Raw genomic sequence first — 14,172 nt, forward strand, 5'->3', positions numbered from 1 at the left:
GAAATGGAAAAATTTCACTACTCATCTCCACGCCTGGGTGCTTCAGAAAATGTAACGACTCTTGCGACCTACGCAACAAAAGAGAAATGGAAAAATTCCACTACTCATCTCCACGTCTGGGTGCTTCAGAAAATGAATCGACTCTTGCGACCTACGCAACAAAAGAGAAATGGAAAAATTCCACTACTCATCTCCACGCCCGAGTGCTTCAGAAAATGAATCGACTCTTGCGACCTACGCAACAAAAGAGAAATGGAAAAATTCCACTACTCATCTCCACGCCCGAGTGCTTCAGAAAATGAATCGACTCTTGCTTTAATATCTACTTTTGAGTTTTGACTTTTGAATTTTGACTTTTAAATTTTAAAAAAGGTTCTGGTTGTAATAATCCTGTTAACATTTCCTCTGGTCGTTTACCATGAGGCCAAGCAAAAGCATGACGAAAAGCAGCATTTTGACAAGCTTGTAATTGTCGAAAATCAATCACATCAAAAGTCAATAAATTCTCATATTCAAAAGGCAAACGTACATTATGTAAACCAGCATTATCCGTACAAATAGCAATATCCACCCCAGCATCAAAACATTTGTCAAATACAGTCTTCAACTGACTCATATTATCCATAGTACCCGTTTTGAAATAAGTCGTCGGACAAACTTCTAAACATTGCCCTCGGTTCGCCACTTCTTTTAATAACTCTGGATATTTTAAAGGGATTTGAATTCCATGACCAATTCGCATTAAATAAGGTAATAATTCAGGATGACAACCATTAAGAGTTTCATAAAGATGTCCGGTAGTTTTTACACCTTGTTCGCGAGCATATTTATAGAGTTTAATAAACTCATCTATCCGTTCTTTATAATTATTATCCCCTCCTGCCACATCTATAGCACACACATATTCCGGCATTTGCACCGCTAAATCCACAATTGCTTGATTTACCTCATTAGGCAAGCGAGTGTGAGTACATAAAATTTGGCTAGTCACAATTGGATACTCATTCTGTTGAGCTGCCTTACCTACAACCGTAACTATTTCTGACATTAAATCTATACGTTGAGACTGAGATAAATGGTCTGGAGTTCTCAAATAAGGAGTATAACGTAACTCCAAATAAGCTAAATTTTCAAAAGTATAAGCACCACGAATTAAGCGATAAATAAAATATGGTAAAGTCTCAATAGTTTGAACCTGTTCTACCAAAGTATGTAGTTCTAAATATTCCTCTAAAGTGTTCCGTGGTTTCGTATAAAACTCTTCAAATTGTTCATATTCAGGAAAACGAGTTGCCAGTTCCTGATTTTGACCTTGAAAATATTTCCATAAAACTCTAGGGACTACGGAGCCTCCTAAATGCCGATGTAATTCTGCGTGTAAAGCCATATAAATATGATTTATTCTTAATATTTTAGTCTGGGAAAAGTATGATTAAAATCTGAGAATGTTAGCGAAATCATTCAGTCATATTTTACCTAAGTTTTTTACAGATTATAGCCCTTAAATACCACAAGATTTAACCAAATCAAAAGGCTTTTTTGTATTCCCATAGTCCTTGCATAGCAATGGTTATAAAGTTTATTTTTTAGTAATTTATCATAGCTACCCTAGAAGAGCAATTCCTTTGATTTATAGTTACCTATTTATAGATACTGCTATTTCATCAGCAACAGCTTATAGTAGAGCATTGCCGATTGCTCTTGAAAAAATAAGATTGGCCTCCTCCCTATTTACAACAGAGCAGATTTACTGTAACAAAAATTAATAAAAATGAATTGACATAATTTTTTGTTAATGTAAGAATAACAAATTGTGTTAACTATCCGTATGAGGAGACCCTTGGCTAACGTAATTGTAATAGGTGCCCAGTGGGGCGATGAAGGAAAAGGAAAAATTACCGATCTACTTAGCAAGTCAGCAGATGTAGTTGTACGTTACCAAGGGGGCGTAAATGCTGGCCATACAGTAGTTGTTGAAGGCCAAACATTTAAACTACACTTAATTCCTTCAGGTATTCTTTATCCTGATACTGAGTGTATCATTGGTTCGGGAACAGTTATAGACCCCAAGGTTCTAATTGAAGAACTAGACCAAGTAGAAGCTTTAGGCATTTCTACGGCAAAGTTAATGATTTCTCAAGCTGCTCATGTAACAATGCCTTATCATCGAATGATAGACAAGGCATCAGAAGAACGTCGGGGCAGTCAAAAAATAGGGACGACAGGTAGGGGAATAGGTCCAACTTATGCGGATAAATCCGAGCGGACAGGGATTCGGATGATTGATTTGATTAATCCAGATCGATTGAAAGAGCAGGTACATTGGACTGTTAATTATAAGAATGTAATTCTAGAAAAACTCTATAATTTATCTCCCTTAGATGCAGAGGCAGTAGTTAAAGAATACTTAGAGTATGCCGATCGCTTAAGACCTCATGTTATAGATGCGTCTTTAAATATCTACAATGCTATTCAGGAGCGACGCAATATTTTGTTTGAGGGAGCGCAGGGTACTCTATTGGATTTAGACCACGGTACTTATCCTTATGTTACTTCCTCAAATCCAGTGGCAGGAGGTGCTTGTGTGGGTACTGGTATAGGACCGACAATGATTGACCGAGTGATTGGGGTAGCTAAGGCTTATACTACTAGAGTGGGAGAAGGACCATTTCCCACAGAAGCTAAAGATGAGGTTGGGGAATTACTAGGCGATCGCGGAGCCGAATTTGGGACAACTACTGGTCGTAAACGTCGTTGTGGATGGTTTGATGGGGTGATTGGACGTTATGCAGTCCGAATTAATGGAATGGATTGTATGGCGATTACTAAGTTGGATGTGTTGGATGAGTTGGATGAGATTAAGGTTTGTGTGGCTTATGATATGGAGGGTGAGCGTTGCGAAGATTTTCCTAGTAGTTCTATACAATTAGCAAAGTGTAAGCCTATTTATGAAACATTGCCTGGTTGGCAACAGTCAACCGTAGATTGTCGAACTCTGGAAGATTTACCCAAGCAAGCTTTGGATTATTTGCGGTTTTTGGCAGAATTGATGAATGTACCTATTGCTATTGTGTCTCTTGGGGCAAGTCGTGACCAGACTATTGTGGTGGAAGACCCGATTCATGGACCAAAGCGGGGATTGTTATATTCTTAGAGTAGGGAGTAGGGAGTAGGGAGTAGGGAGTAGGGAGAAAGAATTGATGAATAAGAGTGGGATAATTGATTTTATTTTTTGGCGTTGCTGAATTATTGTATGATTTTTAGTAGTCAGTAGTCATAGGGGCGATTCGCGTAATTAGGAGCATGACCTAGGAAATCCCCGTACAGTAGTTAGTAGTCATGCACAGCTTTTTTCCTTACTATCAATATTACTCCGATACAAATTTCATACCTAATTTCAGCAATGCCAATTTTTTATTATTAGGCATCTCCAAAAATAAAAAATAAAATCAATTATTATCCATAAATTATCAATTATTCTCCTCCTGGGAGGGGTTAGGGGTGGGTTATCCCTGTTCCCAGTTAAGTGTTCCCAGTTAAGTGTTCCCTATTTTATGGAGATTCTAAAGAATAAACTTCATTATTTCAAACCTCTGGGTTTAGCCAGAGGTACTGATAACTGATAACTGAAATGACCATTTTTTGAATTCAAAATTCGTGCATTCTAAAGTTCAAAATTTTTGGTTCAAACTTAATTTCAATAATTGTTTCTGTTTAATTAATATCATGTTCGGATAATCAGTTATAAATAAAATTTGAGCTGCTGAGAGTAGGGAAAAGATATTATACTTCTACTTTTCTCCTGACTCCTTTCTCCAGAAATTTTGACTCCTGACTCCTTTCTCCAGAAATTCTGACTCTTGACTCCTGACTCCTGACTCCTTGATAATTATTTATAAGTATTCAACCGAACATGATATAAGGATTCAAGCCTCGTTCTTCTCCAGCTCGAAAAAATCAAAAATATTTTCCTGATTTTAAGCTTCTGACTTTCCTGCTCATGCTACGCAAACAGGCAGAGGTTATAATGCAAGAATTAATATAGCAGAGAAAGAGTTGGCTCTTGACAATTACTGATGATGAATCTCAGACTAGGAAATGTTTTTCCCACTGTTCCCTGTTCCCTGTTCCCTGTTCCCTGCTATAATTTTCAATTTTGAATTGATTTGACCATTGCTATGCAGGACTACTAAATTTTGATATAATCAATAAGCAAATTAAGAGAAAAAAGTCAAGATGGAAGTTACAGTAGAATGTCAAAAAAGACCTGAAGGTAGTAAAACTAAAGCCTTACGACGGGAAGGATTAATTCCTGCAGTCTTGTATGGTCATCAAGTTACAGAATCAGTTGAATTAACAATTGATGTTAAGAAAGCGCAGCAGTTATTAAAGAATGCCTCCGCTAACAAGACTATTATTGATCTTAAAGTTCCTGAGATTTCCTGGAATGGGAAAACTGTTCTTAGGGAAGTTCAATATCATCCCTATAAACCTGAGATTTATCACCTAAGCTTTTTCTCCGTTAGCGATCGCTGAACTATTGACGCCTAAACATATTTTGTGGGGGTTTGGTAATCAAACCCCTACAACCAGTTATTTCAGTTATGAGTTATCAGGTCTAGTAGTAGACTGTTTCATCTTAAATGTTGCAATAGATGTAGGTTGGGTTGAGGGACTATCTTCGGAGCTTATCCGCAGGATAAACCCAAAATTAGTAAGGTTTTCTTGGGTTTCACTGTCGTTCTACAAGAGCCTACATTTTTAGTTGAAACAGTCCACTACAAATTATAAAAGCTGATAGCTGAAATGCTGATAGCTGATAAGCTAATTAATTATTTGCTCAACTTTATCTGCCCAAGATCCTTCTAAACGCGGACCTTGAATTTGTACAACATTAGAAGCTAAATAATTTCCCCAACGTGCAGCTTGAGTAGGTTGATAACCATGGGTGAGACCATACAACACACCTCCAGCAAAAGCATCTCCTGCACCAACAGTATCAATCGCTGTTGCCGGAAACCCAGGGACAGGAGTAATTTGTTTATCCTTAACTACTAAACAACCTTCTTTGCCATCGGTAATAAAAGCTGTTTCTACCAACTCCCCAATTTTCATTGCAGATTTTTCTAAAGAGTCTATTCCAGAGAAATTACGCGCTTCATCAGCATTGCAGAATAATACATCACAATAATTTGAAAGTACCTGGCGGAAGTCATCAGCAAACAGATCTACCAAAAACAGGTCTGAGAAGGTAAAACAAACTTTTACTTCTTGGCGCTTAGAATGTTCCATTGCTTGAATACAAGCTTGCTTTGTATCGTCTCCAGTCCACAAATAACCTTCTACATAAGTATATTGGCAACGCTTAATTTGCTCTGCATCAATATCACTAGCACTGAGATTTACAGATGCTCCCAAGTTAGTACACATGGTACGTTCTGCATCAGGGGTTGTCAGTACAACACAGGTACCAGTAGGTTCATTTGCTGTAAGTACAGGAGCTACATTAAACTCTATTTTAAAATCTAGCATATCTTGACGGTATAGTTCTCCGTTGGGATCGCTGGCAACTTTGGCTACAAAAATACCTGTTCCTCCACTCTGAGCGATCGCTATCATGGAATTTGCTGCTGAACCTCCGGAACGTTTTTTTAAAGATATGTTTTCCAGTCCTGCCAAAATTCCTCCTTGTGTTTGAGCATCCATCAGAGTCATTCCGCTTTTTTGCAGAGAATATTTAGTGATAAAGTCTTCTTCTACAAGTGCGAGGATGTCAACTAGAGCGTTACCGACACCATATACATCTAATTTTTGGGTGTTTACTGCTGTCATTTACTTTTCTATTATTTAGCCGTTTAGTATAATATCATGTCCTGTGAATCAAGTCAAAAATAATTTGTATATACGCTACAGTAATTTTAGGAAATTATTTCACATTTCAGTTTAAGATAAGTAGTGTAGTCTAAGTTGATGAAATTAGTATTACCGAAATAATTAAACAATTAAATAATTAGTGAATTCAGGTTTAAAGCCTCCCCAAGAAAGGGGAAAAAGCGGTCGAGAAATGGATAGGTGACCGGCGCCATATCTAATCGACCAAGAGAAATAAATTTTTTCCTAAAGCGTCAATCCTCTCCCTAAAAGGGAGAGGTAATTATCCATTATCCATTATCCATTATCCATTATCCATTAATGAAGGTTCGTTAATTATTGACTTTTAAAATTATGCCAGAATCTACAGAAAACTCAAAGCAAATTATTACCCTAGGAGACCAACCTACGACAAAAGATGAACTTGGTTTTACTCCTTATGTTATAGCAATGGGTGAGTTTTTAACTGATAAAAATACTAAACCGCCACTAACTATTTCTATTGAAGGTGAATGGGGTAGCGGTAAATCTTCTTTTATGAAACAACTTGAAACTGAGGTTAAAAGGAAGTCTAAAGAATTAGATCAGGAAGATTTAAAGAAAATTATACAGAAGGATAAATTTTTTATATTCAAGTTCAAGTTTTGGAAATTGATATTTAAGCAGAAAACTCAAACAATTTGGTTCAATGCTTGGCGGCATGAAAAATCTGAATCACTTTGGGCGAGTTTTGCTCTATCTTTTTTAGAACAATTGTCTAATAATCGTAATTGTGTAATTAATATTTATCATGCTTTAAAGTTATCAATTTCTCGTTTTAATGTCATGGTGCAACCGCTAAAAGTAATTCAAATATTAATAAGATTTTTGTTAATTATTTTTACTATTGTAGCTATTCTAGTTGTGTCTTTCATTGTTTGGGTTAGGATAATTCCTTATTTGTCTGAAATTTTGGCAGACGTTGTTAAAACAGATTCAAATCTAAACGAGAGTTTTTTTCGTAGTGGCTTAGTTATTGCTTCCTTCGCTTCAATAGTTCAACTTATTAGAATAATAGGGGATTTAATTGGCGACCCGAAAATGGATTTAACTCAATATCTTAACGATCCTAATTATGAAAAACAAGTTGCTTTTGTTGAAAAGTTTCACGAGGATTTTTCTAAAATTGTCAATACTTATGTGGATAAAGATGAGAAGATTTATGTTTTTATTGATGATATTGATCGTTGTGAGTTGGGTAAATCTGCTGACTTATTGCAAGCTCTAAATATGATGATTTCTAATGACCCAAATATAATTTTTATTTTGGGTATGGATCGGGAAAAGGTAGCAGCAGCAATAAGTTTTAAACAAAGAGATATTATTCCTTTTCTAAGTTCAGCGATCGTCGAAAATCAACTAGAAGAAAATGAAGAGCAGAAGTTGAGGAAAAAGGTTGATTATGGTTTTAGTTTTTTGGAAAAGTTTGTGCAATTATCATTCTTAGTTCCTGCACCTTCTCAAAATAAATTGGATGGTTTTGTTGAAAAAATCTTAAAAATGCAGGCAGAAACAAAAGCTGATCCAGAAAAACAAGAAAAACGTTTTTTTGGAATGTCTCATAGTTTTTTTGGCAGAGTGGTTAAAGTGTTTAATTTTTCCGCAAAACTTACAGATATAAAACATTTACTTCAAGAATTGATAGAAAAAGTTATCATTGCTTATTTTCTGTATAATTTTTATTTGTTGGCTAGAAACTATCCCTTGAATGATAGATTATTCTTTTATTTTTATACTTTAATTCAGCAACGCTATTCACCAAAAAAAGTGGAGAAAACAGAGACAAAAGAGTCTTCTGTCTCAGAACAAAACTTAAAATTTCAAGAGGCTAAGACTTCATTTCCAGATTTAGCTATTTTCCCAATTATTGAAAAAGATTTAGATTCACAAAGCCTTGCTAAAATTATAGAGATAGTTGCTCCTTTTTTTGATTATAATCCCCGTCGTTTAAAACAATATATTAATGCCCTGAGATTAAGAATTTACATTGCCTATTATTCTATTGGAGTTACTTTTGATGAAATTGATAAAAAAAATACACTAAATCTAGAACAAATAAGTAAGTTTACGGCACTTATCCTTAAATATCCCCGTCTTCTTTTAGCACTAAGGAATAATCTAGACTTACTTGCTCAGTTAGAAAAAGATGCTGTTGATAAATCTCTGCCATCAAATAATTCTATCGTACTTAGTCCTGAATCTAAACCCAACGATCAGGAAACAGGAAATGCCAATTATTGGCTTAAAAATTATCCAAAAATTCAACAATTACTTTGCTCTGAAATGACATTGAATAACGAGCAAAAATATCGTGAAAAATATATTTTTGAAAATGCTTCCATCAAAAAACTCCTAGAAGTTTCACTACCACAAAGTTTACCTCCTCAATATTTTAAACTGCGTGAATTCCTAGCTGCTAAGAAGTGGAAAGAGGCAGATGAGGAAACTTATCGTGTTATGTTGCAAGTAGCAGGGCGAGAGAAGCAAGAATACTTGGAAAAAGAAGATGTAGAAAAATTTCCGTGTGCAGAACTCTATATAGTAGACAAACTTTGGGTAAAATATAGTGATAATAAGTTCGGCTTTTCTGTACAAAAGAAAATTATGAGAGGTTTGGGTTTCAAAGGCTACAAGAAAGAGGATTATCAAGAGGTGTGGAAGTTGTTTATAGCAGCAGTAGGATGGGATTATGGGGTGAACTATCAGAATACGTCTAACCGAGGCCACCTTCCCTTTATAGTGGTGTGGGAAAGAAAGTGGGTAGATTTCTGGATCTTCTCTCGCGCAGAGATTTGCAGACTGTAAAACATAAGCGTTTAGTCATCAACAGAAAAAAGCTTGAGAGGTTGAATTTTACGAGTTTTCTTTATTTCAGCATCCAGTAATAAGTTATCAGTTGATTTGATTCCTAATCATAGAATCTGGTTGAACATTCGTCAGCAGCAAAGAAACTTGTATCATTATTCTAAGTAAATCCTAAACAAGAAACCGGGTTTATTACCCTAATGATTCAAGTCAGGAAATTTCGTTGATAAACCTGGTTTCTGCATAACTCCTAGATTTATCAAAGTTAGAAGTCATATCAAATCCGGTAGTATCGGTATAATTCCAGACCGTAAGGGTTTGGTCTCCAAACCCTCGATCAACTAGGAGTTTTCACTCTTTTCTGATGAAAACCGCTGTAAAAAGCGATCGCTGAAACTACTGACAACTGAAAATGGCGATCGCTCAAGAGCAAGAAGAAGCAAGACACTGATTTTGCCACAGATACACAAATAAAACGACTCAAGTTGCTCTAGCTCTTGCCATCTGTAGGAGTATTGAAAATAACAGTGCAGAGAATATTAGAGTCTTCATGTTACCCAAGATGAGTGGGATAATGTTATGCAAGTTTTAGGTATTAAAGGAGAGAGTGGTTTAGGAGGAGTTGAAATCTCCTCCAGTCCCCGAAAAATTCTGCTGATTAGCTGACTGCTAACCGCTGACTGCTTCGTTAATTAATTATCTACCTTCAAACCAGCATTATTTTGAACATAAGTTTCTTGATCTATCTTAACTGATTCTACTCCCCAAATCTCTTTCGCATATTCCCTAATTGTGCGATCAGAAGAGAATTTACCCATACGAACCGAGTTATAAATAGACATTTTTGTCCATTTTTCTTGGTCTTGGAAAGCTAGACTCACCTGCTTCTGACATTCAATATAAGCCTGATAGTCAGCTAATAGCATATATTGGTCATTATAGAGCAAAGAATCAATCAAAGGTTTGAATAGATTAGCATTGCCTTTGCTAAACTGACCGCTAGCAATCCGATCTATTACAGCCTTTAACTCTGGATTTGTATTATAGTAATCTAAAGGTTTATAACCCTTAGCCTTCAAATCGGAGACTTCTTGTGCAGTCAAACCAAATAAGAAGAAATTTTCTGCTCCCACTTCTTCACGAATTTCAATATTAGCTCCGTCAAGAGTACCAATAGTCATCGCTCCATTCATAGCAAACTTCATATTACCAGTTCCCGATGCTTCTTTGCCAGCAGTAGAAATTTGCTCTGATAAATCGGCAGCAGGATAAATTAACTGACCTAATGAAGCATTAAAGTTAGCCAAGAAAACCACTTTCAGACGACCACGTACATCAGGGTCGTTGTTAACTACATCAGCAACAGCATTAGTCAATTTAATAATTAACTTTGCCATGTAGTAACCAGGAGCTGCCTTGCCACCAAAAATGAATGTGCGAGGTTGAATATTAATACTAGGATTTTGCTTAATCCGGTTGTAAAGAGTAATGATGTGAAATAAATCCAAATGTTGACGTTTATACTCATGGATACGTTTGACTTGAATATCAAACAGAGAATTAATATCAACCTCAATCCGATTATGCTTTAAAATGTGTTCTGCCAGGCGAGCTTTATTCTCCTGCTTAATTTGTCGCCAACGGTTACAAAATTCTGCATCACCAACATATTTTTCCAGTTCCCTGAGTTTATCTAAATCTCGCAACCAAGTATCTCCTAATTTCTCAGAAAATAAGGCAGAAAGTTTAGGATTACTCAATAAAATCCAACGACGGGGAGTTACTCCATTCGTTTTATTGAGGAACTTTTCTGGGAAAAGTTTGTAGAAATCTTTGAGTACACCTTTTTTCAGCAATTCTGTGTGTAGAGCTGCTACCCCATTCACTGCATGACTACCGACAGTCGCCAAATTAGCCATCCGAACAGCTTTTTCTGGGGTTTCCTCAATTATAGAAACACGAGAGATTAACTCCTTATCTTTAGGATACCAAGTTTGCACTTGCTCTATAAAGCGGTGATTAATTTCATAGATAATCTCTAAATGACGAGGTAGCAGACTACCAAACAAACTAATTACCCAACGTTCTAACGCTTCCGGTAATAAGGTATGGTTAGTATAGGCAAAAGTATTTTGAGTAATATGCCAAGCACGCCCCCAATCAATATCATACTCATCAATCAACAACCGCATCATTTCTGCAATAGCAACAGCAGGGTGAGTATCATTTAACTGGATTGCTGTTTTATCGCCTAAGTTATCTAAGCTTTGGTTGTTGAGCAAATGTCTGCGGATGATATCTTGCAAAGCGCAGGAAACGAAGAAATATTGCTGCTTGAGTCGGAGTTCCTTACCTTGGGGAGTGTTGTCATTCGGATAGAGAACTTTGGAAATTGTCTCCGAACTCATTTTGTCTGCTACTGCACCGTCATAATTTCCAGCATTAAATTCTTCAAATTTAAAATCTACACTCGCCTCTGCACGCCACAGACGTAGAGGATTAACTGTATTAACCTTATAACCAGGAACAGGAGTATCATAAGGGATACCAATAACAGTTTCACCAGGAACCCATGTTACCCGATAATGACCTTTATCATCACGATACGCTTCTGTAGTACCACCAAACTTGACCTCTACCTTTTCTGCTGGACGAGCTATTTCCCAGGGGTTGCCAAAACGCAGCCATTTATCAGGAATTTCTGCTTGCCAACCATCTTGTACAGTTTGGGTAAAAATGCCAAACTCGTAGCGAATACCGTGACCCATCGCGGGAATTTCCAGGGTAGCTAGAGAGTCCAAGAAACAAGCTGCTAACCTACCCAAACCGCCATTTCCTAAACCTGGATCGTCTTCTTGTTCTAGTAGTTCATCCAAGTTTAGTCCAGATTCGCTAACAGCTTGACGAGTTTCTTCATATATGCCTAAGTTAATTAAACTATTACCTAGGTGACGCCCCATCAGAAATTCTGCTGATAAATAGTATACTACTTTAACATCTTTTTCATTGTAGGTACGAATTGTGGCCAGAAACCGTTGGAGTAGGCGATCGCGTATAGTATAGGCCAAAGCACGGTAGAAATCATCCTGTTTGGCCATTGACTCATAGGTCCCTTGCAAATAAAATAGGTTATCAGCTAGGGCACGTCTCAGAGTAGTGATACTCATGCCTGTGCGATCGTCTTCTACCCGAATTTGATTTTCAGCAGTAGGGTTGATAGGTTGATTCATTAGCGTTCCTTAAATTTTACTGTCATCAATTTTATACTTACGCAGAAACTGGGTTTATCGACGAAATTTAGTCATTTGAAAAACAATAATCAGGACAATAAACCCAGTTTCTTGTTTGAGTGCGTAAGTCCGTTTATTTCAGTAGAAAGGTGGGTAGAGTTTGTAAGTTTATAGATGGTATAAACTTACTTTTCCAGGTGCTATCCATAAGGGGAATTACTCCTAATCCCTCTATTCCATCAGCATAAGCATTTGGAACAGCATGATCGTAATATTAAGACTCATTAGCTTTGCCACACAGGAGTTATTCTATAGGAAACTTTCGGATGAAGTGACATTGGCCAATCGAATTATATTTCTATTCTAGGCAAAATCAAAGTCTATAACTATCAAGGGTTTTAGAGTATAGATCAAAATTTAGTTTTAATCATTTTTACAGAATTGATTCCAAGATTTGGGCATTTTTTGGCCATATATTCAGAAGTCAGAAGTCAGTAGGGGCGAATGGCCATTCGCCCGTACAGAAGTTACAAGAAAATCATATTTGTATAATTAAGTTTGGAGGAACTGATAACTGATAACTGAAATGACATTACCTAATGGCCCTGCCCTCTCACCATTACAACAAAGAATCCGGACTTGGAAATTTATTTTGAGTCCCTTATCTACCATAGAAGAGCCATATTTAGAATATGGAGATATTTTTAGAACAAATACTAACTCCTCATTCCCTTTTATCTACTTCTGTAATCCTAAAGCCACTCAACAAATTTTTACTGCTCACCCTGATACCTTTACTTCAGGGGGTAGTAATGGTGTTTTGCAGAATTTGTTGGGTATAAATTCTCTACTGCTCCAAGAGGGCGATCGCCACCAACGGCAAAGAAAACTATTAATGCCGCCTTTTCATAGCGATCGGATGCGTAACTATGGAGACCTAATCTATAACCTTACTTCTGATGTCATTAGTGAGTGGGAAATAGATAAACCTTTTCCGATCCGTAGGTCAATCCAAGAAATATCTCTCAAGATAATTTTTGGTGTTGTATTGGGTTTAAACCAAGGACAACGTTATGAAAAACTTAGGCTTCTTATATCTGATATTCTCGACTCTATGAGTTCTCCCCTTAGTTCTACTTTTCTGTTCTTCAATTTCTTGCAAAAAGACTGGGGAGCTTGGAGTCCGTGGGGGAGATTTTTGCGAAAAAGGCAAAAAATATATGAGCTAGTGCTTGCAGAAATTCAAGCTGCAAGGGAAGATGGAAATCATCGTGATGATATTCTCAGTTTATTACTAGAAGCGCGTGATGAAGCAGGTAATCCCATGAGTGACGAAGAAATTAAGGATGAATTGCTCACAATGCTTTTAGCTGGTCACGAAACTACAACGTCATCTTTAGCATGGGCGTTATATTGGATTGATAAAACTCCATCAGTACAAGAAAAACTTAGGGAAGAATTAACCACTCTTCCCAATAATTCGGACAAAGTTGCTATTACTAAACTTCCTTACCTCAATGCTGTTTGTCAAGAAACTTTACGCATTTATCCCGTTATTATCAATGCTTTCCCTAGAGTTGTTCAGAAACCTGTAGAAATTATGGGTTATCAATTGGAACCGGGAACGGTGGCAATGGTGTCTATTTATCTGACTCATCACCGGGAAGATATTTATCCAGAACCCAAAAAGTTTAAACCGGAACGTTTTCTGGAAAGACAGTTTTCACCTTATGAGTATTTACCATTTGGAGGAGGTAGTCGTCGTTGTATAGGTTATGCTTTTGCTTTATTTGAAATGAAGTTAGTATTGGCGACGATTTTATCACAGTGCGAACTTAAGTTAGTTTCTGCTCGACCAATGAAACCTGTTCGGAGGGGGGTGACAATGGCGCCACCAGGAAATATGCTGATGGTTGTGAAACAAAAATTTAATAATAGCAATAGTGGACTGTTTTAGCTAAAACTGTGCATTAGTGAGTAGGGGAGGAGGGGAGCAGGAGGGGAATATTGTTGCCCTTGTTTCGTCCCTCAACCCAACCTACACTTATTGCACCATTTAAGTTGTGTCAATCCACTACTATACTGATAATTGATTTGCCTCCTAATATCAAATCCGGTTAAACAGTTATAGATTGCTTAACTCTGGAGGAGACAGGAGACAGGAGACAGGAGTCAGGAGGAGAAAGAATTGTAAAGATTGAGTAGTTATGAAGATAGGAAGTTTTTT

At 36.8% G+C, this 14,172-nt stretch carries 9 protein-coding genes; 5 read left to right on the forward strand and 4 right to left on the reverse strand.

Annotated elements, in window-relative coordinates:
- Positions 1–219: hypothetical protein (locus F6K40_RS33070; RefSeq protein ID WP_293142289.1), on the forward strand; the 219-nt coding region annotated here is incomplete at its 5' end.
- 103 nt (positions 220–322) lie between these two features.
- On the opposite strand, the gene F6K40_RS33075 is transcribed toward F6K40_RS33070, so the two are convergent.
- Positions 323–1,387 (reverse strand): amidohydrolase family protein, encoded by a 1,065-nt coding sequence (locus F6K40_RS33075; RefSeq protein WP_293142291.1) that lies wholly within the window; start codon positions 1,385–1,387, stop codon positions 323–325.
- A 453-nt stretch (positions 1,388–1,840) separates the two neighbouring features.
- Here F6K40_RS33075 and F6K40_RS33080 point away from each other — a divergent pair, with 453 nt between their 5' ends.
- Both F6K40_RS33080 and rplY read left to right on the forward strand, forming a co-directional pair.
- A complete protein-coding gene (locus tag F6K40_RS33080) occupies positions 1,841–3,154 on the forward strand; it encodes an adenylosuccinate synthase (protein ID WP_293142293.1) in 1,314 nt (437 codons plus the stop codon).
- A gap of 1,082 nt (positions 3,155–4,236) precedes the next feature.
- A complete protein-coding gene (gene rplY, locus F6K40_RS33085; protein WP_293142295.1) occupies positions 4,237–4,536 on the forward strand; it encodes a 50S ribosomal protein L25 in 300 nt (99 codons plus the stop codon).
- A 288-nt stretch (positions 4,537–4,824) separates the two neighbouring features.
- Here rplY and F6K40_RS33090 read toward each other — a convergent pair whose 3' ends face one another.
- Positions 4,825–5,832, reverse strand: coding sequence for an adenosine kinase (locus F6K40_RS33090; RefSeq protein WP_293142297.1), 1,008 nt, complete (start codon positions 5,830–5,832; stop codon positions 4,825–4,827).
- Between the two features lie 393 nt (positions 5,833–6,225).
- Here F6K40_RS33090 and F6K40_RS33095 point away from each other — a divergent pair, with 393 nt between their 5' ends.
- Positions 6,226–8,715 (forward strand): GUN4 domain-containing protein, encoded by a 2,490-nt coding sequence (locus F6K40_RS33095; RefSeq protein ID WP_293142299.1) that lies wholly within the window; start codon positions 6,226–6,228, stop codon positions 8,713–8,715.
- 337 nt (positions 8,716–9,052) lie between these two features.
- Here the strand turns inward: F6K40_RS33095 and F6K40_RS33100 are convergent, their stop codons facing one another.
- Both F6K40_RS33100 and F6K40_RS33105 read right to left on the reverse strand, forming a co-directional pair.
- Complete coding sequence (locus F6K40_RS33100; RefSeq protein ID WP_293142301.1) at positions 9,053–9,175, reverse strand: hypothetical protein; 123 nt, start codon at positions 9,173–9,175, stop codon at positions 9,053–9,055.
- Between the two features lie 232 nt (positions 9,176–9,407).
- Positions 9,408–11,945 carry a glycogen/starch/alpha-glucan phosphorylase gene (locus F6K40_RS33105; RefSeq protein WP_293142303.1) on the reverse strand — a complete coding sequence of 846 codons (2,538 nt, stop codon included), beginning with the start codon at positions 11,943–11,945 and terminating at the stop codon, positions 9,408–9,410.
- Positions 11,946–12,531: 586 nt separating this feature from the next.
- Between F6K40_RS33105 and F6K40_RS33110 the strand changes: the two genes are divergently transcribed.
- A complete protein-coding gene (locus F6K40_RS33110; RefSeq protein ID WP_293142305.1) occupies positions 12,532–13,902 on the forward strand; it encodes a cytochrome P450 in 1,371 nt (456 codons plus the stop codon).
- Positions 13,903–14,172: the final 270 nt, after the last annotated feature.

It is taken from the genome of Okeania sp. SIO3I5 (assembly GCF_010672085.1).
GTDB lineage: Bacteria > Cyanobacteriota > Cyanobacteriia > Cyanobacteriales > Microcoleaceae > Trichodesmium.

Excerpts from the sequence above, each read along its gene's own strand:
- F6K40_RS33075 (WP_293142291.1), bottom strand. The coding sequence starts at position 1,387 with ATGGCTTTACACGCAGAATTACATCGGCATTTAGGAGGCTCCGTAGTC.
- rplY (WP_293142295.1), top strand. The coding sequence starts at position 4,237 with ATGGAAGTTACAGTAGAATGTCAAAAAAGACCTGAAGGTAGTAAAACT.
- F6K40_RS33090 (WP_293142297.1), bottom strand. The coding sequence starts at position 5,832 with ATGACAGCAGTAAACACCCAAAAATTAGATGTATATGGTGTCGGTAAC.
- F6K40_RS33095 (WP_293142299.1), top strand. The coding sequence starts at position 6,226 with ATGCCAGAATCTACAGAAAACTCAAAGCAAATTATTACCCTAGGAGAC.
- F6K40_RS33105 (WP_293142303.1), bottom strand. The coding sequence starts at position 11,945 with ATGAATCAACCTATCAACCCTACTGCTGAAAATCAAATTCGGGTAGAA.
- F6K40_RS33110 (WP_293142305.1), top strand. The coding sequence starts at position 12,532 with ATGACATTACCTAATGGCCCTGCCCTCTCACCATTACAACAAAGAATC.